21 protein-coding genes are annotated in these 25,395 nt (G+C 36.4%); 14 read left to right on the top strand and 7 right to left on the bottom strand.

All coding sequences use genetic code 11. From position 1 onward, the window contains the following. On the bottom strand, window positions 1-462 hold the full coding sequence (locus QE422_RS14395) for a hypothetical protein (RefSeq protein WP_307459754.1): 462 nt from the start codon (window positions 460-462) through the stop codon (window positions 1-3). Window positions 463-529: 67 nt separating this feature from the next. Beyond that, a complete protein-coding gene (locus tag QE422_RS14390; RefSeq protein WP_307459751.1) occupies window positions 530-1,120 on the bottom strand; it encodes a TetR/AcrR family transcriptional regulator in 591 nt (196 codons plus the stop codon). Window positions 1,121-1,725: 605 nt separating this feature from the next. Here QE422_RS14390 and QE422_RS14385 point away from each other — a divergent pair. From QE422_RS14385 to QE422_RS14345, 9 genes are all read left to right on the top strand, one after another. Beyond that, entirely contained in the window at window positions 1,726-3,309 is a 1,584-nt protein-coding gene (locus tag QE422_RS14385; protein WP_307459748.1) for a T9SS type A sorting domain-containing protein, read from the top strand. Between the two features lie 5 nt (window positions 3,310-3,314). Then, the gene (locus QE422_RS14380) at window positions 3,315-6,623 is read left to right on the top strand and encodes a hypothetical protein (RefSeq protein ID WP_307459746.1); all 3,309 of its coding nucleotides are present in this window, start codon (window positions 3,315-3,317) and stop codon (window positions 6,621-6,623) included. A gap of 7 nt (window positions 6,624-6,630) precedes the next feature. Continuing rightward, window positions 6,631-10,338: a DUF6443 domain-containing protein gene (locus QE422_RS14375; protein WP_307459743.1), complete on the top strand. Its 3,708-nt coding sequence runs from the start codon at window positions 6,631-6,633 to the stop codon at window positions 10,336-10,338. A 9-nt stretch (window positions 10,339-10,347) separates the two neighbouring features. After that, window positions 10,348-10,821, top strand: coding sequence for a DUF4375 domain-containing protein (locus QE422_RS14370; RefSeq protein ID WP_307459740.1), 474 nt, complete (start codon window positions 10,348-10,350; stop codon window positions 10,819-10,821). A 40-nt stretch (window positions 10,822-10,861) separates the two neighbouring features. Next, window positions 10,862-11,341, top strand: a complete 480-nt coding sequence (locus QE422_RS14365; RefSeq protein WP_307459735.1) for a DUF4375 domain-containing protein — start codon at window positions 10,862-10,864, stop codon at window positions 11,339-11,341. Then, window positions 11,338-11,679, top strand: a complete 342-nt coding sequence (locus QE422_RS14360; RefSeq protein WP_307459731.1) for a hypothetical protein — start codon at window positions 11,338-11,340, stop codon at window positions 11,677-11,679. The genes QE422_RS14365 and QE422_RS14360 overlap by 4 nt, the downstream gene beginning before the upstream one ends. 173 nt (window positions 11,680-11,852) lie before the next feature. Then, entirely contained in the window at window positions 11,853-12,326 is a 474-nt protein-coding gene (locus QE422_RS14355; RefSeq protein WP_307459728.1) for a DUF4375 domain-containing protein, read from the top strand. 27 nt (window positions 12,327-12,353) lie between these two features. Then, window positions 12,354-12,635 (top strand): suppressor of fused domain protein, encoded by a 282-nt coding sequence (locus QE422_RS14350; protein ID WP_307459725.1) that lies wholly within the window; start codon window positions 12,354-12,356, stop codon window positions 12,633-12,635. A gap of 149 nt (window positions 12,636-12,784) precedes the next feature. Beyond that, window positions 12,785-13,207, top strand: a complete 423-nt coding sequence (locus tag QE422_RS14345) for a hypothetical protein (RefSeq protein ID WP_307459722.1) — start codon at window positions 12,785-12,787, stop codon at window positions 13,205-13,207. A 313-nt stretch (window positions 13,208-13,520) separates the two neighbouring features. Here QE422_RS14345 and QE422_RS14340 read toward each other — a convergent pair whose 3' ends face one another. Next, on the bottom strand, window positions 13,521-13,955 hold the full coding sequence (locus QE422_RS14340) for a hypothetical protein (RefSeq protein ID WP_307459720.1): 435 nt from the start codon (window positions 13,953-13,955) through the stop codon (window positions 13,521-13,523). Between the two features lie 289 nt (window positions 13,956-14,244). On the opposite strand from QE422_RS14340, the gene QE422_RS14335 reads away from it, so the two are divergent. From QE422_RS14335 to QE422_RS14320, 4 genes are all read left to right on the top strand, one after another. After that, window positions 14,245-16,386, top strand: a complete 2,142-nt coding sequence (locus QE422_RS14335; protein WP_307459719.1) for a catalase — start codon at window positions 14,245-14,247, stop codon at window positions 16,384-16,386. Between the two features lie 390 nt (window positions 16,387-16,776). Then, window positions 16,777-16,998 carry a hypothetical protein gene (locus QE422_RS14330; protein WP_307459716.1) on the top strand — a complete coding sequence of 74 codons (222 nt, stop codon included), beginning with the start codon at window positions 16,777-16,779 and terminating at the stop codon, window positions 16,996-16,998. A gap of 369 nt (window positions 16,999-17,367) precedes the next feature. Further along, the gene (locus QE422_RS14325) at window positions 17,368-17,946 is read left to right on the top strand and encodes a Crp/Fnr family transcriptional regulator (protein ID WP_307459714.1); all 579 of its coding nucleotides are present in this window, start codon (window positions 17,368-17,370) and stop codon (window positions 17,944-17,946) included. Between the two features lie 102 nt (window positions 17,947-18,048). Further along, a complete protein-coding gene (locus QE422_RS14320; protein ID WP_307459710.1) occupies window positions 18,049-19,116 on the top strand; it encodes an SDR family oxidoreductase in 1,068 nt (355 codons plus the stop codon). 94 nt (window positions 19,117-19,210) lie between these two features. On the opposite strand, the gene QE422_RS14315 is transcribed toward QE422_RS14320, so the two are convergent. Next, window positions 19,211-19,759, bottom strand: a complete 549-nt coding sequence (locus QE422_RS14315) for a hypothetical protein (protein ID WP_307459707.1) — start codon at window positions 19,757-19,759, stop codon at window positions 19,211-19,213. A gap of 258 nt (window positions 19,760-20,017) precedes the next feature. Between QE422_RS14315 and QE422_RS14310 the strand changes: the two genes are divergently transcribed. Continuing rightward, window positions 20,018-20,437 (top strand): pyridoxamine 5'-phosphate oxidase family protein, encoded by a 420-nt coding sequence (locus tag QE422_RS14310; protein ID WP_307459704.1) that lies wholly within the window; start codon window positions 20,018-20,020, stop codon window positions 20,435-20,437. A gap of 151 nt (window positions 20,438-20,588) precedes the next feature. Here the strand turns inward: QE422_RS14310 and QE422_RS14305 are convergent, their stop codons facing one another. The 3 genes from QE422_RS14305 to QE422_RS14295 all read right to left on the bottom strand — a co-directional run bounded on the left by QE422_RS14305 (window position 20,589) and on the right by QE422_RS14295 (window position 25,330). Beyond that, on the bottom strand, window positions 20,589-22,568 hold the full coding sequence (locus tag QE422_RS14305; protein ID WP_307459700.1) for an ATP-binding protein: 1,980 nt from the start codon (window positions 22,566-22,568) through the stop codon (window positions 20,589-20,591). A 132-nt stretch (window positions 22,569-22,700) separates the two neighbouring features. Further along, the gene (locus QE422_RS14300; RefSeq protein WP_307459698.1) at window positions 22,701-24,311 is read right to left on the bottom strand and encodes a hypothetical protein; all 1,611 of its coding nucleotides are present in this window, start codon (window positions 24,309-24,311) and stop codon (window positions 22,701-22,703) included. Next, window positions 24,308-25,330 carry a hypothetical protein gene (locus QE422_RS14295; protein ID WP_307459695.1) on the bottom strand — a complete coding sequence of 341 codons (1,023 nt, stop codon included), beginning with the start codon at window positions 25,328-25,330 and terminating at the stop codon, window positions 24,308-24,310. The genes QE422_RS14300 and QE422_RS14295 overlap by 4 nt, the downstream gene beginning before the upstream one ends. Window positions 25,331-25,395 lie beyond the last annotated feature (65 nt).

The raw sequence follows: 25,395 nt of genomic DNA, 5'->3' as shown, positions 1-25,395 counted from the left end.
TTATCTTAAATAAGGTCTGTTGGCGAGTGGAGAAAACGGCCAGGGAATAGCCAGGAATATAATAACAAGGGCAATGCTATAATAGATCAGCATGGTTCTGAATTTTTCTGTATCATCTTTTTTCCGTTTGGTCATGGAGGATCCGATCGTGATAAGGATTATAGCAGTAAGCATAAGCCCAATATGAATCACCCCGAAAAAGATAAGGTCAAAAGATTCTTTAGCCTGATCAAAATTTTTCCAGAAATAGGTTACCATCGGACTTTGTGAATACAGAGCAATCCCCAACACCAGCTGGATGTGGGCAATCGTTGCGGTCCAATGCCGTAGGGAATCGTCGGTTCCGGAAAATTTCTGACGAGCAAAATAGCCGTTATAAGCCCTGAATATCGAGAAGACAAGGCTTAGGAGAACCAGCCATCGGAAAATAGAATGAAGAAAGGTCAGTGTCTGATACATCATTAAACTTTTAACAATGTGACAAAGGTAAAATAAAAAACATACTAATTGGTATGTTTTTGAAAAAAAGTTAGCCCAAGCTGTTAAAATAAGACGTGAGTCCTTTTAGAAAAACCTTATATACCCCTTTGGAATTTTCCAGTTTTCCCAGATTCCTGACGCCCCAATAGCCTGACAATACAAATACGGCAACCTCTTCGGCATTGACTTCGGTTCTCACCAACCCTTTTTCCTTACTTTTTTCAATGGCCTGAATCATGGCTAGTTCCCAATCTTTGGAGAGTTCATTCAGTGTTTGGGTAAATTCCGCATTCCAGGGAGCCATTTCCTGCGTAAAGTTGGAAGCCGGACAGCCGTTTTCCACCGTCATAAAAGAATCTTCCATCAGAATTTTGTAAAGCAGGTCATAGATGCTTTCCAATGCATTTTCTGAATTTTCGAGAGGACTGATAAAATGATCAGTAAAAGTAGGTCTCAGCAGCTCATTAAGAATGGCAAGGCCCATTTCATCTTTTGTCTTGAAATGATAGTAAAAAGCCCCTTTGGTCACTTTCGTTTGGGCAATGATCTCATCCACACTTGTCGTCTGGTATCCTTTGCCATAAATCAGCTGAAAGGCGGTTTGAAGAATGTGGAGCCTGGTTTCCTGTGACTTTTTCATAAAGATAATATTGGGTCTTCCTGCAAAGTAAGAAATTATCAGAGAAATCTTAGTTTAAAATCGGTTTTATGAAAGGTAAATATTTGTCTTTGGGAAGAGGATTTATCTTTTTATTCATTAGTGATATTTCAGAGGTTTTAAAGGTATTAAATTTATTTATGAAAGTAATGACCTGTTTTGACTACTTTTGACCGGCTTTGACCGGTATTCTTATCCTTTTCTTCGGGACTTCTTCGGATCACCTTCGGGTCTGCTTCGGAAAAAACATCTTTTTTCCGAAGGATTACCGAAGAACACCCGAAGAATTGTGGAAGAAATTAAAAGTGATTAATCATATAAAACAAGTAATTATTGCTTTTATAAATATATTGACAATAATAAATTGCTATTTTTTTATATATTTGTATAGTAAGAGATTTAAAAATTTCCTGTGAGCTTAATTTTTCTATTTTAAAATAATGCGTCACGTTTTGTCGCATCGCGGTTATAGCTTTGCAGAAGAATGATCAGCAGGATATTAAATTTCTTTAATAAATCCTTTGCTGATCAGGTAAAAATTATATTTTTGCAGGAATTATAAAAAATTAATAATTAACTCGAAGGACATGAAAAAACTCTACATGAGCGCACTTGCTGTGTGTACGGTTCTGGGTGTTTCGGCCCAGGAAGTGGTCTGGCAGAAGGACATCCGATCCTCGACCCAGGATTTCTTAAGCCAGGTTACAATAACCATCGACGGACAATATCTGATTTCGGGAAGCAGTATCCAATCCAATAAAATTTCTTCAGACAGTAAGCAAAACAACGGCTACGATTTTCATCTGGTAAAATTAAATTCTCGGGGAGAAGAAGTCTGGGAAAAATATTTTTCCGGGAAAAACCATGATTTTTTATCCGCTACTGTTAATACCCAAGAAGGCGGATTTTTGCTTGCAGGAACTTCCTACAGCGGGAAAGGCCTGGATAAGAAAGACGAATCGAAAGGTGGATCGGACGTATGGTTAATTCGACTGAACGAATTCGGTGATGAATTGTGGCAGAAAACCATTGGCACTGCTTCGGATGAAGAAGCGAGAGCGGTGATCCAGACGACGGATTTCGGATTTTTTGTAGCCGGGAATATTCAGAATGCTGAAAAGGGGTACGGCTCTAAAGATGTGTTAGTTGTGAAGCTGGATAAAAACGGAAAGGAAATTTCCCAGCTTGTTTTAGGCGGAAAAGGATTGGACGAAGTGGAAAAAATGATCCCAACGTTGGATGGCGGAGCTTTATTAGGGATCTACTCCAGAAGCGGAGCGGTGGCTGGAAGTAGCAATGCTATGAACCATCAACCAAAAACCACCTCCAATTACGGTGAAGGCGACTACTGGATCGTTAAGCTTAGTAAAGACGGCAAAGTAGAATGGGAAAATAACTTCGGTGGAACAGGTGACGATCATTTAAGGACTTTGGCCATGACTTCCACCGGATATCTGATCGGAGGGGAATCCAGATCGGAAAGATCCGGGAATAAAACCGTAGGCATCGAAGAAGGAACAGACCTTTGGCTCATTTCCGTAAACGCAAAAGGTGAAGAAATCCGGCAGAAATCCTACAATTTTAAAAACCGTGATGTTCTGATGGGCATGAGTGTTCTGCATGCTTCCGATGATAAAAATACGAAAGGAATTTTATTGGGCGGCTATACCCAGGCAGAAGGAAGGATTGAAACGGATGATGAAAAGTTCTGGATGCTGTACCTGGATCAGAACGGCCATGAGCAGTGGAGAAAGCATATAAAAGGAGAATCCAGCAAAAGGGAGGAGCGGCTTTCGGATATTAAGCTGAACCGTGACGGTTCGATCATTTTGGCCGGAACCAGCGCCGAAGAGTTGGGTAAAGAGAACTGGAAGATCATAAAGCTTGGAGATAAACAGATTGACCAATTGATCGAGAAGCAGGATATTAAGATTTACCCGAACCCGGTAAGTGATTATGCGTATGTGGAGCTTGGGTTTGAGGGTCTGAGAGAAGGAGCGTTCGGAGCGGAGATTACGGTGTATGATATGGGCGGAAGACAGCTTCAGAGCATCAGAACAAAAAACAAAGTAACCAAACTCAACACGCAGCCGCTGATTCAGGGGGCTTACCTGGTATCGGTAAGAACGGATTCAGGGAAAACGGCGAGTACGAAACTGATTAAAAAGTAATTATTATGATGAATAAAGAAAATATAAGATTGCTAATTTATTTTCTACTTATAGGTATACAGTATAAAGGACAAATTAGTCCCAACCAAAGAGAATACAATAAAATAATACCGGTTTCTCCATCCACCTACAGTATGTTTAAAGCTGGAGAATTTCCTGTTGATTATAGAACAGGCAAGCTTAACGTTTCAATACCTTTATATACTATTTTAGCAAAATTCGGAGTTTCAATTCCTATTGCTTTAACTTATAATACAGGGGGAATTAAAGTTGATGAAACGTCTAGTATAGCAGGCTTGGGATGGAACTTATCAATACCTAATAATATCTCTGTAGAAACTCATGGAAAAGATGATTTGCAGAATATTTCAGCATCATGGTATCCCTCAAATGCCTATGATTATCAATATAACGGAATTGATATAGAATCCTTCCCTTTAGAGACAAGACTCAAATTATATGGATTAAAAGATAATACATTAGACACAGAACCAGATATATATCATTATAATTTGCCAACTGTTTCAGGGTCATTTGTTCGAGACAGTAATGGGAATTTTCACACCATTCCATATGAGAATATCAAAATTTCTTATTCTGACACAGATAAAGTGTTTACAATAACTGACGATAAAGGCATTGTTTATAGTTTGGGAGTTGGAAGCAATCTTTTCACAAGTTCTCAATCAGGATCTTCATCATTTACATCATCATTACTCCTATACAAAATAACACTTCCAAATGATGAAGAAATTACTTTTAAATACCAAAAAAAAATGTCTTATCAGAATATCAGTAATTCTTTTACTGATTTTTACTACCCAATTCCTTCAGGAGCTGGAGATCCCTGTATTATGGGGCAGGAAGATCAACATACAACAACATTGAATAAATATTCAGACAATCTTTTAACAGAGATAATCTACAATAATCAAACAGTAAAATTTAATTATAAAAATATTATAAATGGAATTTTAGGACGAAAAGATATTTATTCTGATAATCCTGAAAATACTTTTGCGTTGGATAATATACAAGTAATAAATAATAAGAGTAATACTATTATAAAAGACTTCGCACTTATTCATGACTACTTTCATTCAAATATAAATATTGTTGATGAATACAAAAAACATCGATTGAAATTGATCAGTATCAATGATAGATTGGAAAATAGCAAATATTCTTTTGAATATAATGACCTTTTAAATCCAGAATTAGGAAGCTTTGCCCAAGATTTGTGGGGATATTATAATGGTCAGGTGTATAATTCTACCATGATTCCTAATTTGCACTATTTTAATAATAATTATGTTGAGGGAAGTAACCGGAGTGTAGATCCTAATACTTCACAGGCATACATTTTAAAAAAAGTATTTTATCCTACAGGTGGTTTTTCTCTATTTTCTTATGAAAATAATACCGTTTGGGGAAAATTACTTATTCCCCAAAAAGTTGAAAGTGTTTACGGATTAATAAATAACGCATATAATAATACCCAAAGTGATCTCAATACTATTACAGTTTCAACGTCACCTACAGAATATTTTTATATTGATGTAAATCGATTGGAAGGGGAAGAGCTTTGGGCAGAGTTCCATAATAGCTGTTCAAACCAAGTTCCTAATCAAATACCAGAAAATAGTGAGAGTACAGGAGCTGCATATTTAGAAGAATTTATAAATAATCATTGGGAAATTATTGCTGTATTTAATGGTGCTGATAGAACAGGCAAACTTACTGAAGATATCTTTTTTACGAATCCTAATGTAAAGAAAAGAATAAGGACAGAGAGAAAAGGTAATTGCTTTATTAGTTTAAAAATATCCAAGATAAAATATATAAAAAACAATGATGAAAATAACATTGTAGGGGGACTAAGAATAAAGAGTATTGAAGATTTTGACGGCACTTCGAATTACCTAAAGCGAACATTTAGCTATCATAATCCAACTATAGCAGGTGAACATTCATCAGCCTATTTTGCTTCTCCTCTAAGTTTTCTTGAAATAGTGCCCAAGATAATACCTAATTCTGGTTCCGTTCCTGTTTTGTGCAATATGTATGCATTAAATGCTGATCAATCTATTAATTCAAGTCTTTTAGGAAAAGATGTTGTAAATTATGAATTTATAACAGAATATACAGCTGGTAAAGGAAAGAGAGTATATCAATTTGAAAAAGAAGAAAACCAATTGGATATCAGTATTATATCCGGAAATGGGTTTAATCCTTACCAATTTAGAAATAAAAATATTCTAAATGAAAAAATGTATAATGATAATTCGACCAATCCTGTTAGAGAGATCAACTATAAGTATACTCCTACATTCTCAAAAAATATACTTTCATCAAATTCATATAGCAATGTAAGCATGTTAATACCTTCTGCTAAAATTGGTATATATGAGCACAGTACCGCGTTTGGTTCTTTTTATTCTACAAGGGTTTTAAATTCTTTTCCTATACAATCAGGGAAGTTTTTACTTGAAGAAGTTGTAACAAAAGATTATCTGAATACAGGTACAATTGAAACAATAATAAATAAGACCTTTTCATTAGAAAACATCTTAAAACCTATTAATATTATTTCTGAAAAAGTTGTTTCTTCAAATAGTATTATCACAGAAACCAACTATTTCTACGCTCACGAAAAAGGCAATCAATTAATGATCAGTAAAAACATGATCGCCATTCCATTGGAAACCACGACGACCCAAACCGTTGGCGGCGTTACCAAAACCCTTGACAGGTCAGAAACCGTTTATCCAACTTCACTTCCGACCACACAGACCGGAAACCTGGTACTGCCATTGTCTGAGAAATCATATGATAAACTAAATAACGCAGCATCTACAGATGTAACCTATGATAAATATGATGATAAGGGAAATATCGTTCAGTATACGGAAAAAGACGGCACTCCGGTGACTGTTGTCTGGGGTTATAATCAAACGCAAGCAATAGCTATTATTGAAGGAATTACCTACGACCAGCTTACGGCTACTGTTTCAACCAACGCAATTGTCTCCGCGTCCAATGATGCTGCTGCTGATCCAAGCAAAGAGGGCTTGCTTCTAAATGCCCTGAATGATTTCAGAAAATTATCCGCTCTTTCAGGAAAGAAAATGACAACCTATACCTATGATCCGTTAATTGGAGTGACCAGCATTACGCCAGCTTCAGGAATCAGGGAGATATTTGGGTATGATGCTGCAGGAAGACTGAAGAACGGAAATGTGAGAGGGAAAAATGCTGCAGGAGCTGAACTTATTAAGACGGTTAAACAAAACAATTATCATTACAAACAATAATCACAGTATGAAAAAATATTTAATATTAAAAGGATTGTCCTTGTTAAGCTTATTGCTCGCAGGGATGTCTTTTGCACAATCCAATGAAAATTATGTGCAGTCTATAGACTGTCTGAATCAGGATTGTAGCAAAAAATCAGAATCCATTACCTATTTTGACGGGTTGGGAAGGCCCAAACAGATCATCAATGTCAAAGCCAGTCCGACCGGGAAAGATCTGGTTATGCCAGTAACGTATGACGGATTCGGAAGGCAGACAAAAAATATATTGCCCGTACCTGTAACTTCTCAGAACTCATCAATCCACACCGGAATTACCAACGAAACAGCAGCCAACGCCTATTATGGTGTTTCCAATGCTTTTACGGAAAAGGAAATTGAAAATTCCCCTTTAGACAGGGTTTTGCAGGAAGCAAATCCGGGAGAGGAATGGAAAATGAGTTCCGGGAAAACGAAAAAATATAAATACGAAGCCAATACCGGAAACGAAGTAAAGGCTTTTGTTACCAGTACTTCAACCAATACGGTAAGCGGTGTTTCCAATACGGTTTCTACAGTATCACTTTCTTCGGCTAATTCAGGGTTTTATCCTGCGGGAACCCTGTATAAAAATACAATAACCGACGAAGATGGAAACGCGGTCATCCAGTTTCAGAACGGAAGAGGACAGACGGTTTTAATCCGGAAGAACGACGGTTCGCAAAACATAGATACCTACTATGTTTATAATGAATATAACCAACAGGCTTTCATCATTACCCCTAAAGCGGTACAGCAGATCGAGCAGAACAACAATGTCATTACTGATGCTGTATTAAACGAACTCTGTTACCAGTACAGATATGACGGAAGGGATAGACTTGTAGAGAAAAGATTACCTGGAAAAGAATGGGAATTTTTAGCATATGATAAACAAGATAGGGTCGTCTTGGCTCAGGATGGAGTTTTAAGAACTATAAATAATAATTTTAATGCTAAAGGCTGGCTTTTCACCAAGTATGATGAATCCGGAAGAGTAGTTTATACCGGCTTTTTTGCCAATACCGCCACAAGACAGGCCATGCAAAATGCATTGAACAGCATGTCGGCAAATGCTTACAACAACGAAAAAAGAACATCGACTTCCTTTAATTTGCAGGGACTTGATGTGTATTATAGCAAACAGGCGTTTCCTACGGGAAGCATGACGCTGCTTTCGGTAAATTATTATGATACCTACCCTCCTGAAGCACCTGCGGTTCCGCAGACTGTTTTAGGACAGTATGTCCTGCCGCAGACTGTGGATGCCAATAATGACGCTTCTACCAACGGATTTCTGACCGCTTCTTACGTAAAAAATATTGAAGATAATAACTGGACGAAAACTTATAATTATTACGATTCTTTTGGAAGGGCGATTGCCTCCAAAAGAACAAACTATCTCGGAGGGTATACTAATACCGAGACAGAGGTGGATTTTTTAGGAGTTCCTTTAAGAATAAATATCTTTCACCTCAGAAAGCAGGGCGAAACCGGTGTGACAGTGATGGAAAGATTTGTTTACGATGATCAAAACAGGCTTATAAAGCATTTTCATCAGGTAGACAGCAATCCGGAGGAATTACTCGCAGAGAATACCTATAACGATCTGTCCCAGCTCGTCAATAAAAAAGTAGGCTCTACCTCTGGTTCTGCACCTTTACAGACTATCGATTATGATTACAATGTTAGGGGCTGGCTAACGGATATTAATAAAAACCAGATGGCTGCTGCTGATCTTGGCGGAAAACTATTTTCTTATAAGATAAAGTACGCTAATCGAGACGGTATCCAGAATCCGGATTCTTCACAGTTCCCGGGAAAGAACGTGATACCGAAGTACAATGGGAATATTGCGGAGATCGATTGGAGAGCAGTAGAGGCTATTGGAACAAATCCGTCAATTACCCCGAAAAGATACGGATATGCTTATGACAGGTTAGACAGATTAACGGCGGGATTTTACCAGAATCCCCAGAATCCTTATAGCAAGGAAAATACGGAGTCTTTGGCTTATGATCTGAACGGTAATATTTCTAATATTTATAGGACTTCCGTAATGGAAAACGGAAGCAGTACGGCTACGGTAATTGATAATCTTACCTATGACTACACCGGAAACAGGGCCACTAAAATTCAGGATCTAAGTGGAAATGCTACCGGATATGAAGGGACGGCAGGAAATACTATCGCGTATGATGTGAATGGGAACATGAAAAATATGATCGATAAAAGCATCACCAGCATCGGTTATAATTATATGAATCTACCCAACTCATTAACCATTAACCTGGGACAGCTTACCACAGATATTGTCACAAAATACCGGGCAGATGGCAGCAAAATAAGAAAAGAAACAGCAAAAACCTCGGTAGGAATTTCAGGGACAACCACAACCAAAGAAACAACGGATTATCTGGACGGGTTCCAGTATTTCAGTACAACAGGTGAAAACACAGGCGGTGGCGGAAGTTCAGAAATGATGATGGCTTCGAGAGCTTATGAACCGCAGGCTTTTACCCCAATTGATTTTAGAGATCCTGGTACGCCATTGATTATAAAAACTCCGGATTTACAGTTTTTCGCTACAGGAGAAGGCTTCTACGATTATGTAAAAAATCAATATATTTACCAATATAAAGATTTACAGGGAAATGTAAGGGTTTCCTATGGAAAAAGCAGCACAGGAGCTCTTGAGATTGTCGATAACAATGATTTCTACCCGTTCGGGATGAATCACCTGAAAACAGGTAGTGCATATTTTGGAGGCGGAAGTTATAAAAAATACAAGTTTTTAGGCCAGGAATTACAGGAAACGGGATTATATGATATGAATGCTCGTTTCTATATGGCGGATGTAGGTCGCTTTGGCACTCATGATCCATTAAGTAATGCAACTCTCGACGCTTACGGTTATGCCTATAACAATCCCGTAATGTTTTCCGATCCATCGGGATTGTTTGGTGATCCGGTACCTAAGCTATCACCTAATGCGATTGGGGGAGATAATAATCCAGCTCCAATTGAAGAGGTTGTCATTAACGCGCCGCTAAGAGCAATAGCATCAAATCCAGCAACCACTCTGCCAAATAATTGTAGTGTTTGCTATGGAAGTGTAGGATTCACTATTGGTAATTTGCCGCAACCAAGGAGAGAGGTCATATTACCAGCACATTACTATGATGGTGGGATAGCTTTTATGGGACCGACTGATGTTGCCGGAATGTTAGTACAAGATAAATTAGAAGACCATGTTGGAGAACGTGATGCACAATTTTTAATGACGTTAGCCTCAGTTGGATTATTTGTAACTGGAACGTTAAGAGAAACTCCGCCTGCAACACCGCCAAGTCCAAATTTGTGGAAAGTTGGAAAATACAAAGTAATGCAGGGTATAGAAGAGGGACTAGATGCGCATCATGTGGGTCAAAAAGCTATAATGAAGAGACTTATTGCAGATTATGACCCAAAAACAGCTCCTTCAATTCTGGTTCCAAAAGAAGGTCACACAATAGGAAAAGGAGTTGTATCTCGAAACACAAAAGGTCTTACAAGCGCTCGAGATGTTGTTGCAAGAGATATTTTTGAATTAAGGCGTGTTTATGGTAGTCAAGGTATTCCAAATGAAGCTTTACAAGAATTAATACAACTCAATAAAACAATGTACGAGGGTGCATTTATAAAAGCTAAAAAATAAAATTTAAGTATGAAAAATGAAGAAATAACCTGCAAATATTATGCAGATTCGGTTAAAGGCTTAAACACGAAAATAATAAATGATAAGGATTTATGGTATAAATATGTTATTGACTTACCTCAAAATCTACAAGTAACATATACAATAATTATTTTTCATGAACAGGTCTTCAATGGAGGTTTGCATCAATATTTTTTTAATTCATATGGACAATTTGCTTATTTAACCATTGAAAATTTAAAGCTAATAAAAGCTTCTAAAGCAGCGAAAATTTTAAAGAAAGCTTTAGAACTTGTCAATATCGAACAATATGACATTGATGAATTCAGAACAAGAATTTTCAATAGAAGATTAGATAAAATTACTGATTTCGATGATGAACTTTTTGATTCATTAGAGAAATTAGATGATGAGTATTATGATCTTGATGAAGATTTGGAACAATTGCTTGTTGATTATTTGAAAAATCATTTGAAAAATTAATTTTAATAAAGTTCATTAAAATTATGAATAATGTAATTATATGTTGAGCAACAGAACACTAATTGAAAAATACTATCTACAATCGACCAAGGATCTTAAAGATGACTGGTTTGATAGTGATATGCCATATTGGTATAGTCACATTGTAAATCTTCCTAAACATCTTCAAGCAACATATCTTACAGTGCTAGTGGAAAGCCAGGTATTTAATGGGGGATTTGACCAATATTTTGTAAACGGTTATGGGCAATTTGCAAAGGAAACGATAGACGCTTTAATTGAAATAGGAGCATTTAAAAAATCAAATTTATTAGAAAATGCTTTCAATCTAGTAAAAGATGATAATTTGAGCGATGAAGAATTTCGGAAACAACTATTAAATAAAAATCTTAAAAGACTTTTCAGAGAGGATATCTTAGATGAGCCCTTAAGAAAATTAGATGATATATATTATAATATTGAAGACGAAAATGTAGAAGATTTATTAGCAGACTATTTAAAAAAACTACCTTTTAAATGAAACCGGAAGAATTAGTAAAAATCCTTAATAAGGAAGTTATTGAAGAAAATTTAAGTTTATATAAAGACTTATTGGAAAACACTACGCAGGCCACAGATCCTATTTGGAAAGGTATACTGCCGATGTATATCAATTTTTCAAAAATTGAGAAAGAGACATTTTTAAATTTTTTAAAAATTGTTGAGATCAATACATTATCTCACGTATTAGGAATATTAGACGGCTCAACTTATGCAGAAGGTATCGATAATGAGTTTATTTTGACAACAGAAGATACCAAGGAGAAACTAAATGAAGACTTGCAAAGTTTATTTTTAGAATTAATAGAGGAAGAATAAAGATATATGAAAGTATGTTATAAACCCATTTAATAAAACAATTGCCAAATTAAATTTTGAGCAGATGTCACTTTAAACTCAAGGGGTAGAATTACATAATTAAATCTGCCCCTTTTTCTGTCACAGGATTCTTTTGGCAAGAGCAGTCAAAGCGATATAAATCAAATATTATTATGAAAAATGAAGAAATATCCAGCAAATATTATGCAAATTCGGTTAAAGGTTTAAATGATAAAATATTAAATGATAAGGATTTGTGGTATGATTATATTAATGATTTGCCTCAAAATTTACAGGTCACCTATACGATAATTATTTATCATGAACAGGTATTTAATGGTGGTTTACATCAATACTTTTTTAATTCATATGGACAATTTGCTTATTTAACCATTGAAAATTTAAAGCTTATAAAAGCATTTGAAGCATCAAAAATTTTAGAGAAAGCAGTAGAAATTGTCAACAGTGAACATTACGACATTGAAGAATTTAGAACAAGAATTTTCAGTAGAAAATTAGAAAAAATTACTGAATTTGATGATGAAATTTTTGATTCATTAGAGAAATTAGATGATGAGTATTATGATCTTGATGAAGATTTGGAACAATTGCTTGTTGATTATTTGCAAAATCATTTGAAAAATTAATTTTAATAAAGTTCATATATTATTAATATGAAATGGCAGTGTCAATCAGGGGCAGTATTTATGAGAATTATTGAAATGTATTATGAAACCTCTGAAATGGAGCATATTATGTTTATATCACCTTTCTTATGGGAGGATAAACTAGAACCGTTGAAACTTCCTAATAAAACTGTACATTGGCTTTTGGGAGTTCCAATTTCAGACAAAGAACTAGAATATAAAATGGAAAATGGTAAATCTGCCTTAGAGGATATTTTTCAGGAAAAAGATATAGATATATTTGATATTAATAGAATATCTGCTATTTAAAATACATTATTTGATATAGAATTACTCGCCCTTACAGCTTTTAACAGTAATTCATAAATTTTTTATAACTAAATTATAACACTCTGCTTCAAGTGGAGTGTTGTTTTTCAAGAAATATTAAAAATTTAGATTTAAAACATTAAATATCTATGAAAATAATCACTATTCTTTCAACTACTTTTATTCTTCTTAACTGCAAAAAAACAGAAACTAAGAAGGATATGCAATCTACAGATTTCAAAATTGGAAAATTTCAACTAATTAATAAGAATTCTAACAGAAAATATCTCTTGCAACGAACTGCGGACTTTCAAATTGAACAAACATTTGATCTTGACACCGGCAAAAAACTAAAAAAAGATAGGTACTATAAAATATTTTGGAAAGATGATAATCAATATACTTTGATTCTTGATACAACAAAAAGTCAATATAATGAAATTGACCTTTATGTGAATTCTGTAGGAGGATATAAGTGCACAATAAATGACATTGAAGATAACTGCTCGATAGTAGAAACCAGCGTTAAGGGAGAAGGTAGCGTCACCTCTGAAATATGCAAAATAAGGTAAAGAGTTTCAACGGTATTAGTATTTAGTTGACTTTTAAAATTAATCCTTCAAAATATTTTGCATAGCTGCTTTCTTGCAGAAGAAAAATTAGCAGCAACTTAGACCTTGGAGAAAACACAGAATCTTTAGAATATGATTTGAACGGAAATATGACCAGTCTTTTCAGAAATTCGGTCTTGAAAGCGGCAATACTACTCCGACGAAAATCAATGATCTTGAATACATCTACTCAGCCCAGAATAAAAGTAATTACAAAGAAAAATCCCCAGGCTCAACCTGAGGATTTTTCAAAAACAACCATAGAAAACAATTCCTATTCTACATTGCCTTTATATTTCTCTACGCCATCCACATAAAGAATGGATTTGTTTGCATCGTATTTATATTGGTCATTCTGATACAGATCGTTCTCTGTCTTATTCAGAATAATACTCTCTTGTTTTACATCATCCGGCAAAAAAAGTTCGATTTTACTCTTATCCTGGCTCCATAAAACAAAGGCACTGATCACGGCGGCATCTTTTTCACGAGCAATAGGATTCAGCCGGAACCCTTCGTTGAAAACCTGGATGCAATTCTGCTTCAGTTCGCTCCAGGTCTGTCCTGCAGAACCGATGCATCCATGATCATCTTTATCCGCACCTACTGCTTTCTTTTCGGCGGTAACGGTATTCTCAGTGGTTTTTGAAGGTTTATTGCAGGCTGACAGTCCAATAAGGCATACTGCTGTTAAAATTAGTTTTTTCATAGAAATTAAATTAATCTACTAATGGCCTACAAGACAAATGCCATATAGATGAGTTTATCTTCAAATAATGAATAATTCTATGGTTTTTATTGGTTGTATTTTGGAACAGCAAATTGGAGAGAAGCCTTTTTACTTATTGAAAATAAAAATAAACAGCAATAACAACCATTTGTGACGGGGATTTTACGGGATAATTATTTATAACTGTTATTAATTAGCAGCCTGTGCCCTAAGGGGTACAATTGTTGTTCCATCATCGCGTAGCTCTAATCACAAAAATTATTATCATATGAAAAACAAAGATTTTTCCGACGGAAAATTAAATCAGCTTCAGGACCATACCACCGATAATTCCGGTGCGGCGCTGACAACCAATCAGGGTTTAAAGATTAACAACAATCAGGATTCCCTGAAATCGGGCGAAAGAGGACCGAGTTTGCTGGAGGATTTTATTTTAAGAGAAAAAATTACCCATTTCGATCACGAAAGAATCCCGGAAAGGATTGTTCACGCACGCGGTTCGGGTGCACACGGAACTTTTAAGCTCAATAAAAGCTTAGCCAAATATACAAAAGCTAAATTCCTATCGGAAGAAGGGAAGGAAACTCCTGTTTTCGTGCGGTTCTCTACTGTAGCAGGAAGTGCGGGCAGTACCGATCTCGCAAGGGATGTAAGAGGGTTTGCCGTTAAATTTTATACGGAAGAAGGCAATTACGACCTGGTAGGAAACAATATTCCGGTATTTTTTATACAGGATGCCATCAAATTTCCGGATCTCATTCATGCTGTAAAACCGGAGCCGGATAACCAGATTCCGCAGGCAGCTTCTGCACACGATACGTTCTGGGATTTTATCTCCCTGATGCCGGAAAGCATGCATATGATCATGTGGGCGATGAGCGACCGGGCCATCCCGAGAAGCTTGAGAATGATGGAAGGCTTCGGGGTTCACACTTTTAAATTCGTTAATGAGGAAGGAAAGATGCACTTCGTGAAGTTCCATTTCAAGCCGAAATTGGGAGTCCATTCCGTAGCCTGGGATGAGGCGACAAAGATTTCGGGTAAAGATCCGGATTTCCACAGGAGGGACCTTTGGGAAGCGATTGAAAACGGCGCGTTCCCGGAATGGGATTTCGGCGTGCAGATCATTCCAGAAGAAGACGAGCATAAATTTGATTTCGATCTGCTGGATCCTACCAAACTGATTCCTGAAGAAGAAGTTCCGGTAGAATTGGTAGGAACGCTGACCCTTAACAGAAACCCGGATAATTTCTTTGCGGAAACCGAGCAGATTGCTTTCCACCCGGGACATTTGGTGCCGGGCATCGATTTCTCTAATGATCCGTTATTGCAGGGGAGATTGTTCTCTTATACCGATACCCAGTTATCCAGATTAGGTTCGCCAAATTTCCATGAAATTCCAATTAACCGATCCATCAATACCGTGCACAACAACCAGCGTGACGGTCACATGAGACAGCAGATCGTAAAAGGAAAAGTAAGTTATGAACCGAATTCTATGGGTGGCGGATGTCCTTTCCAGGCGATGATGAAAGATGGCGGTTTTGCGACACAGGAAGAAAGAGTCGACGGGAAAAAGATCCGGGCAAGAAGTAAAAGTTTTGTGGATCATTATTCTCAGGCTAAATTATTCTACAACAGCCAATCGGCACCGGAAAAGAAACATCTTCAGAATGCTTTGATCTTCGAATTGTCGAAAGTAACCATTCCTGCCATTCGTGAAAGGGTAGTGGGGCAGCTGGCATTTATCGATAAAGACCTGGCCGCTACGGTTGCAAAGAAAGTAGGTGTACAGGTTACCAAACTGGAACAGCCGAACGGAAGCATTCCTGCGGATGCAGATCCGAAAACGCTTCAAAGCGAGGAACGAGAACCGTCGACAAAAACTTCTGAAGCATTGAGCATGAAAAACACCGTTAAAGATTCCATTGAGAGCCGGATCATCGGTTTCATTATGGAAGACGGCGTACATGCAGCTGATGTAAATGCGTTACAGTCAAAACTAGAAGGAAAAGGAGCCATGGTTCAGATCATTGCGGGAAGTCTTTCGCCGGTGACTGCAGATGACGGTACAAGCTTTACGCCGAAGCATTCATTAACCAGCACCGCCAGTGTATGCTTTGATGCATTGTATATCGCCAGCGGCAAAAAATCGGTTGAGAATCTCCTGAATGAAGATAATAAGCCAGGAACAATCCTTTTTGTAAATGAAGCATATAAGCATTGCAAAGCGATCTATTTCGGAAAGGAAACCGAAGAGATCCTGAAAATGAGTAATGTGAGCAGCAAAAAACATGAAGATCCGGGTATTATCAGCTCAGATGATCAGAATGCCGATGATGCCTTCATAAAAGCAGTTGCCAATCACAGAGTCTGGGAATTGGAAGCGGAAAGAAACAATCCGGCTTAAGCAAAGCATATTGTATTTAATAATTTTCAATAAATAAAAAAGGCCGTATTTACGGTCTTTTTTCTATGAATAATGATGATGAAATAAGCTAATATTTTTTATTATGTATGCCTGTTTCCGGAGAATATTCAAAGCCGATTGATGTTGCAGAATCAAAAAAATGATTCTTTGGTGCTGGAAAATAGACAGGTATAAGGAATTGAAATTTAAGATCTTGAAAATATTTATGGCAGATATTTTAATTTTATTTTAATTATGTTTTACATTTTTTTAATGTACTTTTGCTGTAGACGATAAAATGCAACAGAAGGATCAAAGAAACGATGCTTTCATTTCAGAACCTGAATTTCATTTTATGGATTACTTACTCACTATTGATAAATAATTGCTATGTTTACCTCAGAAGACAATCTTTCGGATCTCATTAAAGCTGAAATCGAAGCGTTTTACAATATTAAACTGCCGGATTGTCCGAAACAGAACCAGCTTATCTATACCCTTTCCCGTTATTTCTTAGGATTGTATGAGAAAAGACTGTACGTCAACCGTTTATCCGGAGACGTCATCAATTACAAAGTATCTCATTACCTTTTTAAAATGAAGGTGGCTTAAGCCTCAATACTGAAAGTCCCATCGCTGATTCATAGAATGAATACTTCAAACACCTCGGACTGAAAGTAAAATATTTTGTCAATAGAAAAGACTGCCAATTTTAGATATTCGAAAATTAAGGAAGTCGGCAATAAGTGTTGGCTTTGAATTTGATTATTCCCAATAATTAGGTAATTCAATCGGACGTGAGGTATTCATTCGGATTTCTGATGCATCTGAAATGTACTCTTTATCAATGAATAATCAGCCAGGAGTATTGATCGGATTTGGATTTACCTTACCTTTACCTGGAATTATGCACATGTTGGTCATGCCCGTATTCGCATAGTCCGTATTTACATTCGATTATTTGATTATATATAACACATTATGTTCAGGGTCTTAACCAAACACATCCGAGAGAAGGTTGATTTGAGTGAGCAGGATATCGTTCTGCTGAAATCCTTTTTCGTACAGAAACGTCTCGGAAAGAAACAGTATTTGTTGCGGGAAGGGGAAATCTGCAATTACCTGACATTCGTAAGCTGCGGAATTTTAAAGTCCTTTATGAGCGATGAAAAAGGGCAGGATCGGATCAGTCTTTTTGCCTTTGAAGGCTGGTGGATTTCGGATTTCAATAGTTTTATCAATCGTGAAAAAGCACTGCTGAACATCGATGCCATTGAAGATTCTGAAGTGCTTCTCATCAGTTTTGATAATTACGAACGGTTAATGCTCCAGATTCCGGTAATGGACCGGTATTTTAGGATTTTATACCAAAACAGCCTGGTGACCAAAGACCACCGACTGATGATTTCCAATAAATCGACCGCCGAAGAGAAATATATATCACTGGTACAGACCAATCCTGAAATCGCCAAAAGAATACCGCATACATTAATTGCTTCGTATTTGGGGCTAAGTCCGGAAACGGTAAGCAGGATCAGAAAGAAACTGCTGTTTCAATAATTTTAGTTCTTTCTTCTTAAACTCTTGATCTCTGTCAAGTTTTTTAAGACCATTCTGTTCCTATTTTTGTTAGGCTTAAACAAGTGTAACAAAAATATTCTTATGAAAAATAGAGCATTGGTTGTTGGCGCAACCGGAATTACAGGAAGCAATCTTGCTGAAGAATTAATTTCCCAGAACTGGACCACTTATGGTCTCGCACGAAATCACCTATCGACTGTAGCGGGTTTACAGCCGGTTAAGGCAGATCTGCTGGACGAAGAAAGCTTGTCGGAAGCTCTTAAAGATATTACTCCCACCCACGTTTTTTTTACCACCTGGATGCGAAAAGAGAATGAGCAGGAAAATATTACCGTTAACAGGGTAATGGTTCAAAATCTGCTTAATGTTTTATCGCCGAAAAAATCGGTCCGTCATGTGGCATTGGTTACAGGGTTGAAACATTATCTGGGCCCGTTTGAAGCGTACGTAAATGCGGGAACTTTACCTGAAACGCCGGTGCGGGAAGAGCATCCCAGACTAGAATATCCCAATTTCTATTATGCCCAGGAAGATGCAGTGTACGAAGCGGCAGAAAGGGATCACTTTTCCTGGAGCATTCACCGGCCTCATACCGTGATAGGTTATGCTATCGGCAACCTGATGAATATGGGAATCACACTGGCTGTTTATGCGAGTATATGCAAAGAAACGGGGGCGAAATTTGTGTGGCCCGGTTCTGAAGCGCAATGGAACGGATTATCAGATGTTACCGACGCAAAAATCCTGGCAAAGCAGCTAATCTGGGCATCAACCATAGAAGAAGCAAAAAATCAGGCCTTTAATGTTACCAACGGGGATGTTTTCCGGTGGAAGTGGTTGTGGAAAAGAATAACAGACTATTTCGGCATCGAGGCAGACGGTTACAATGGTGCCATCAGGCCTCTCGAAAAAGAAATGGAAACCAAACAGGAAGCCTGGAGCGAAATCGCAGAGAAATATGATCTGAAAGAAAAAGACCTTAACCGCCTGAGTTCAGCCTGGCACACCGATCTGGACCTGGGAAGGCCGCTGGAGGTGATGACCGATATGTCTAAAAGCAGGAAACTCGGCTTTACCGCTTTTGAAAGCACAGAGGATTCTTTTATCCGTTTGTTTGAGAAGCTGAGAGCGGAAAAGATAATTCCTTAAAAAGTTCAGGCAATGCCTGCTTGTTTTACAATATTTTTACATGAAAAATGCAGGATAGAAATCCTGCATTTTTTTATGTTCTGGTAAATGGTTTTTACAATCCCAATGTAATCTTGAAAACAGGTTTCAGATTCACTTTCAGTTCATCCAGGCTGGATTTTGAGCCTTTTACTTCTAAAATCAATGAATTCTGTTTGGATTTAAAATACTCGATAAGTTCCGTATCTACAGTATTAAACACCACCTGATTCGGATTGGTGTTATTTTCAACCGTACCGATCAGCACTTCCGGTAAATTAGGAGCCTTGATATAAATTTTGGCACCGCTGATAACATCAAGCTTGTTTCCCAGCTGAGAACTGATATACTCGATGGAAAAACCGGTAAGCTTTGCGCTTTTCAGATTGTTGATAGACAGTTTTGAATTTTTTTCCTTAATCGCAGCATCTACATCCAGGTTCAGGGTAATCTCCGGATAGCGAAGGTATGAATTGGTAGATACCGTAGCAAAAGGAAGATTCTGTTCCACCGTTACGGGAACATCAAAGGGTATAGGAATTTCAAGGTCATCGATACAGCTTACCAGAGTAATACAGCTTACTAAAGATAACGAAAACATCAGGGTAAAGATTTTTTTGATCATACGAATTATTTTTCCCATCCTGAACCAAATGCATGCCAATCCCAAAGTAGTTATCCTATTGTATAAAAGACAAAGTTAAATTCAGGTTTTCTCTTTCAGGAAAACAGAGTTGTCCCGTCTTTTAGATAATCGGTATATCTTTTGGTTATACTTGGAATATAAAGCAGTTATCTCCTTTATTTCAGTTATTTGATATGACAATGAGTAAAGGAAAAGAAAATAATTCGTACACACCAAAACTTCACAAAAAAAATTAAAATGGAAAAAGCATCATTACAGACCATTGCAGAAAAAATGAAAGATTTAGACTTCTGCATGATGACCACACGCGACGAAAAACAGGTTCCGCATTCCAGGCCGATGAGCAACAACGGCAAAGTAGAATATGACGGAGACTCGTGGTTTTTCACATACGAGGACAGCAATAAAGTTCAACAGATTGAAAATGACAACAAGGTGAATCTCATTTACCAAACCGATGATATGTTGTTTATCGATTGCTACGGTAAGGCATCGATAGTCAAGGATAAGGAAACCCTTGAAGAAAAATGGGTGGATGGCCTGGAACAGTGGTTTCCGGAAGGCATCGATACCCCGGGAATCTGTTTAATAAAAGTCAGCGCAGAGCGGGTAACGTTTTGGCATAAGGACCAGGAGGGAGAATATACCGCAGCTTAAGATACCATTTATGTAAAATCTACATAGACAAGCTATAAAAAACACCGGAGACTATTTCTTCGGTGTTTTATTTTTTTATTGACTTAAGTTTAAATATTGCAGATTTGAAAACAAGCGATATTTAAATTGTTTTCTTAAGTGAATAAATAGTTTATCCTTTAAGCGGCAAAACAAATGAGAAAACCGAACCTTCATCCTGTGAGCTCTCAACCTCAATGCTGCCTTCGTGAAGCTCGATAATTTCTTTGCAGAGGTAAAGTCCGATCCCAAAGCCTGTTATAGAGGTGTTTTGATTATCCTGTACCCGGTAGTACCGTTCAAATATCCGCTGCTGATCATCTGCTGATATTCCTTTGCCCTGATCCTGAACCTTAATTTGTAAGCGGTTATCTTCCGTTTTTGCATATTCCACCGTAACCACCGTTCCCATCGGTGAATATTTTACCGCGTTTCCGATGAGGTTGTGGATGACCTGCGAAATTTTCTCGCGGTCCGCCGATACTTGCAAAGGCCCGGCTGCTTGGAAAATAAACTGATGGGTATGAATAACGGATAAAACCTCATCCTCAATTTCTGAGAATAGCAGCTGGAAATCGAAGGTTGTCTTTTCGATGTGCATCTGCCCGGAATCTAACCTGGAGACATTCAGGAAACCATTGATCATCGCAGCCATATTATCCACCTGCTTGAGGGATTTTTCCAGGGTACTCTGCTGCAGCTGATGTTCTGCTTTTACCGCCATCCGCTGCAACACCTGAAGATAAGCTTTTAGCGAAGTGATCGGGGTTTTCAGCTCGTGGCTTACGATTCCCATAAAATCGTCTTTCCGTTCTTCCTCTTTCTTTTGTTCGGTGATGTCTCTTAAAGTGCCGTTAAGGCTCAGAGCATTCCCCTGTGTATCGTAGAAAACCCGTCCGCGGGCCTGAAGCAACCGGACTCTATAGTCTGATTTATTTTGGATCCGGTATTCCACGAAATAATGGCCGTTGGAATTCTTGCTTAAAGTCTGAACGATGGCAGAAGCAACACGTTCCCGGTCTTCCGGAATAATCACCTCCAATGCGATGGACAGATCTAAATTTTCACTCGAAGAAAGACCAAACCAGTTCTTGAGAAGCGTATTGCCGGAAAACAGATTGGTTTCAGGCTGATAATAGAAAGTAGCGAGTTCCCCCGCATCGATGGCCATCGCCAGCATATGCTGGTCGTTTTCATTTTTGCGCCGTTCCAATACCTGCTGGGTAATTTCTTCAAGGATGATCAGGACCCCTGAAATTTCTCCGTGTTCTGAAAAGATAGGCTGGTAAATGGAGTTGACGATCGCTTCCCGCAATCCGTCTTTATGATGAAGTTTTACCAGAAATTCGTTGTTTATTTTCGGGACACCGCTTTCGTATACTTCACGGAGCCATCCGTTCACAGGCTGGCCGCGCAGTTCAGGTCGTACCTGTTCATGCGGATAACCCACGACTTCATCTTCCGTACGTCCCCAGATCTGTAGGATCGCCGGATTGGCAATCTCAATAAGATGCTCCGGTCCTTTCAGCATCGCGATTCCCACGGGGGCCTGTTCGATGATGGCACGGATATATTCTTTGCTATGGGCAAGCTGCTGAATGGAATTGCCGAGTTCTTCATTGCTGTAGGTCAGTTCCTCGAGGGTAGTGGCCATTTCTTCATTCAGGGCTTGTTCCCTTTCTTCTTTCACCCGAAGCTGTTCCAGGAATTCGCGGCGAGAGGTAACGTTCAGTGCCGTGTTCAGGATGCACCAGGTTTTTTGGTTTTCATCCAAAAGGGCACGATATTCGTAATCAAAATAATCCAGCGTTTCAACTCCGTTCTTAATCAGCTTAGCCGGCGCTTCCGATACCGCATAGGTTTTCCCCGAACGCCAGACCTGCTGCAAAAGTCCCAAAAAAGGCTGTCCTTCCAGTTCCGGAAGTGCCTCCATCAGTGGTTTCCCAATCACGGAAGCGTCCTTCCCCCAAAGTTCCAGCATTCCCTGGTTCGCAAAACGGATGATAATGTCTTCGCCGGAATAAAGGGCGGTGGGTGCGGGAGAGCAGGCGAGGGCCTGAATCAGTAAGTCGGAAGTAAAATTGTTTTCGAATGAACGGTCTGCAGTTATCATAAAATTCAACAATACTAAGCAGCAGCAATTTTGTTGCCATTGAGGGTTTATATGCGAAATTTTATTGGTACGGGTAAATTATATAGATTACGGATAAATTAATATTTGATTTTAAAAGAAGTAGCAAAAATGTTATTTAAGTTTTATCGGAAACTTTTCTATTATTTTTAAAAATTTTTCTAAATGTTCTTTTTGTAAAAGTTTACTATCTTCTAATTTAGAATAATCAAGTGTATTAACATCTTGAAATGACAAGTATTTATCAGCAGAATACTCTTCTCTTTTTAGCGTTGAAGTTAAAATTACTTGCTTATTTAGTTTAACAAATTCTTCAATCATTTTTTCTTCTTTTGCTGTGGAAAGTTCTCCCTCCCTAAATGAATCAATTATAATTGGATATTTATGTTCGAGAATATTATTTAATGCAACAATTTTGCAGAAATAAAATTCTTGCTCTTCGCTTCCCGAAAATGTTTCATTTGTCTTTGTAAAAAGTCCATTAATTAACATTGTTCCTTTCGGATCAATTAGTCTATATAATCTAATGATCTCGCTAATTATTTTTTCTAATAATTCTTCTTGTTGAAGTTTGTTATATTCGATACTATTGCTAATATTTTTTATATTATTTTCTATTTCATTCAATTCATTTCTTAAAACCGTAACAGAACTATCTATCTCTATAGAATCTCTAATTTCTGCTTCAAATAGAATGTAATTGCTAAATTCAGGATTAGGTGTTTTTAAAAGTTTATTTATTTCAATCTGTTCTTTTTCAATAATTCCATCTAATTCCATAATAACTTCTTCTTTCAGTTTTATATTCTCCCTAATTGATTCAATTATACTATTACGGATATATTGATTACTTACATCAAATTCGAAATCATCATTTGAAAAAATGACCTTAGAACTACCACAGTCAGAACATTTAACCTTTCCCGCTGTTAAGTTTCTATTTAGTGAGTTTAATTCAATAATAAGATAGTCTAACTTAATTTTTCTATTTTCTTCTCTATTTCTGTTTTTTCGTAATTCGGTTATAGAATTATGCAAATCTCGTAACCTCTTTTTGATGCGTTCAAAATCTTCATTATTAGCTAAACTACTTACATAGTTAGCTATTTTAGGATTTTTTTTTAAAATTTGAATTTTCTTTTTTTCAATTTTTATTTTTTCTTCTAACTCTCCTTTTCTTATTTTTAATTCTTCAACATCTGAATTATCATTAAAAAAAACATTCAATAGCCCTTGATAAGAAAATACCATATTTAAAAAATCAGTCTTATTATTAAAAGACTTTACAATTAGATTTGATGTATTTCTTCTATCTTGACCCAAAAAGAATAATTCATAAAATAAGCTTAAATCTGAGATTTTTAATTGTCCATCTTTTGGAATATTAGGTATTGGAATAATCTCTTTAGCTAAGAAATACTTAAATTCAGTTATACTATTAAATATGTAATTTTGATTGTTTCCAATAACTAGAATAGAATTATTATGTCTAAGGAATTCATAATCAATATTTTCAAATGATATTTTTGAATAAAAATAATAATTTCTAGGGTTAAATCCTACAGGCCAAATTGATTCATAGCCAATAGAATAAACGATACTTTGCATTAGTATTGTTTTACCTTTATTGTTATCATCACTAAAGATTATGTTTGTCTTATTCTGGAATCTTTCTTCAATAAAAGCTTCAGAATTATTTCCGATTGCAATTTTTTTTATAATCATTTGAAGCCTTCTATAATTAAAGCGATTATATATTTTATAGTCATTTCTTTGAGATAATTATATTTTGGAATATAAGAATTAAAATGTGCTTTATAAATATCCTCAGTACTATTTGTGAAATTTTTATCTAAATAATTTATAATTTTTTCACAAATTTTCCAAAATTCTTTATTACTTGTTTTATTGAATAAACATCTGGATAAGTTAGAATTACATTCCTGAATTAAATCTTCTCTATCATCACGTGATAAATCTTTAACATAATCAAAAAAATCTAAAGGTATACTTTTATATTTAAAAATTTCTACGCCAATTATTCGACAAATAAGAAACGTATCGATTTCGAGAATTTTTAAATGGCGATTGAAATTTATCACATCTAAAATATTAGAAATCATTTGATTTTCAATTAATGAATTTTTTTTGGAAGATTGAAGATCTCTTAATTCCTTAAAAACAGTTGAGTAAAAATTATCTGTCTTGAGAGATTTATTTTTAAATTTAGTTATAAGTTTTAGGTATTCTTGTTCAGTTCTATCGTCTTCTACTATTAGAACATTCTCTAAAAATGAATCAATTTCATTATCATAGTTAATAACTTTGCCTTTCACCCTCTCTATCTCTTTGCTTAGCCCATTTTTAATTCTTTGTTTTGTCTTTATTTCAAAATTATTAAAACTGTAAGCTCTTATCAATTTGTCTATTTTATACTCGTCTTTAAGTTGTCTGGTGAAAAATATAAATTCTTTAAAATTTAGTTTTGATATTGAATTGTCAAAAAGAGTGAAGAAATATTGTCCAATTTTTTTAGGATTAAGATTTCCTTCATTTTTAGATTGGATATCCCAAATATTTTTTCCATGCTTATCTATTCCACTTACATCATTGAAACAGTCAAAAGTGATATATTCAATATCATTTTTACTATCACTTTTTCCAATTAAATATAATAAGGATTTTGTCTCAAAGACTGATGCTTTTTCATTATTAATTTCAGTATTTTTAAAAGTATAAGTCATTGTTTAGTTTAGGGTTAATAGTTATTTGATATAACTGCCGTAAATTTATTTAATCTTCATGTAGC

It is taken from the genome of Chryseobacterium sp. SORGH_AS_0447 (genome assembly GCF_030818695.1).
GTDB lineage: Bacteria > Bacteroidota > Bacteroidia > Flavobacteriales > Weeksellaceae > Chryseobacterium.
Note: the sequence above shows the minus strand (reverse complement) of the source record. Positions and strands in the feature narration are given on the sequence as shown.

What these genes read in the sequence shown, in the direction of transcription:
- QE422_RS14370 (WP_307459740.1), top strand. Translation starts at nt 10,348, where the DNA reads ATGAAAAATGAAGAAATAACCTGCAAATATTATGCAGATTCGGTTAAA.
- QE422_RS14305 (WP_307459700.1), bottom strand. Translation starts at nt 22,568, where the DNA reads ATGATAACTGCAGACCGTTCATTCGAAAACAATTTTACTTCCGACTTA.
- QE422_RS14325 (WP_307459714.1), top strand. Translation starts at nt 17,368, where the DNA reads ATGTTCAGGGTCTTAACCAAACACATCCGAGAGAAGGTTGATTTGAGT.
- QE422_RS14295 (WP_307459695.1), bottom strand. Translation starts at nt 25,330, where the DNA reads ATGACTTATACTTTTAAAAATACTGAAATTAATAATGAAAAAGCATCA.
- QE422_RS14395 (WP_307459754.1), bottom strand. Translation starts at nt 462, where the DNA reads ATGATGTATCAGACACTGACCTTTCTTCATTCTATTTTCCGATGGCTG.
- QE422_RS14320 (WP_307459710.1), top strand. Translation starts at nt 18,049, where the DNA reads ATGAAAAATAGAGCATTGGTTGTTGGCGCAACCGGAATTACAGGAAGC.
- QE422_RS14300 (WP_307459698.1), bottom strand. Translation starts at nt 24,311, where the DNA reads ATGATTATAAAAAAAATTGCAATCGGAAATAATTCTGAAGCTTTTATT.
- QE422_RS14390 (WP_307459751.1), bottom strand. Translation starts at nt 1,120, where the DNA reads ATGAAAAAGTCACAGGAAACCAGGCTCCACATTCTTCAAACCGCCTTT.
- QE422_RS14375 (WP_307459743.1), top strand. Translation starts at nt 6,631, where the DNA reads ATGAAAAAATATTTAATATTAAAAGGATTGTCCTTGTTAAGCTTATTG.
- QE422_RS14335 (WP_307459719.1), top strand. Translation starts at nt 14,245, where the DNA reads ATGAAAAACAAAGATTTTTCCGACGGAAAATTAAATCAGCTTCAGGAC.
- QE422_RS14385 (WP_307459748.1), top strand. Translation starts at nt 1,726, where the DNA reads ATGAAAAAACTCTACATGAGCGCACTTGCTGTGTGTACGGTTCTGGGT.
- QE422_RS14380 (WP_307459746.1), top strand. Translation starts at nt 3,315, where the DNA reads ATGATGAATAAAGAAAATATAAGATTGCTAATTTATTTTCTACTTATA.
- QE422_RS14345 (WP_307459722.1), top strand. Translation starts at nt 12,785, where the DNA reads ATGAAAATAATCACTATTCTTTCAACTACTTTTATTCTTCTTAACTGC.
- QE422_RS14360 (WP_307459731.1), top strand. Translation starts at nt 11,338, where the DNA reads ATGAAACCGGAAGAATTAGTAAAAATCCTTAATAAGGAAGTTATTGAA.
- QE422_RS14340 (WP_307459720.1), bottom strand. Translation starts at nt 13,955, where the DNA reads ATGAAAAAACTAATTTTAACAGCAGTATGCCTTATTGGACTGTCAGCC.
- QE422_RS14365 (WP_307459735.1), top strand. Translation starts at nt 10,862, where the DNA reads ATGTTGAGCAACAGAACACTAATTGAAAAATACTATCTACAATCGACC.
- QE422_RS14350 (WP_307459725.1), top strand. Translation starts at nt 12,354, where the DNA reads ATGAAATGGCAGTGTCAATCAGGGGCAGTATTTATGAGAATTATTGAA.
- QE422_RS14315 (WP_307459707.1), bottom strand. Translation starts at nt 19,759, where the DNA reads ATGATCAAAAAAATCTTTACCCTGATGTTTTCGTTATCTTTAGTAAGC.
- QE422_RS14310 (WP_307459704.1), top strand. Translation starts at nt 20,018, where the DNA reads ATGGAAAAAGCATCATTACAGACCATTGCAGAAAAAATGAAAGATTTA.
- QE422_RS14330 (WP_307459716.1), top strand. Translation starts at nt 16,777, where the DNA reads ATGTTTACCTCAGAAGACAATCTTTCGGATCTCATTAAAGCTGAAATC.
- QE422_RS14355 (WP_307459728.1), top strand. Translation starts at nt 11,853, where the DNA reads ATGAAAAATGAAGAAATATCCAGCAAATATTATGCAAATTCGGTTAAA.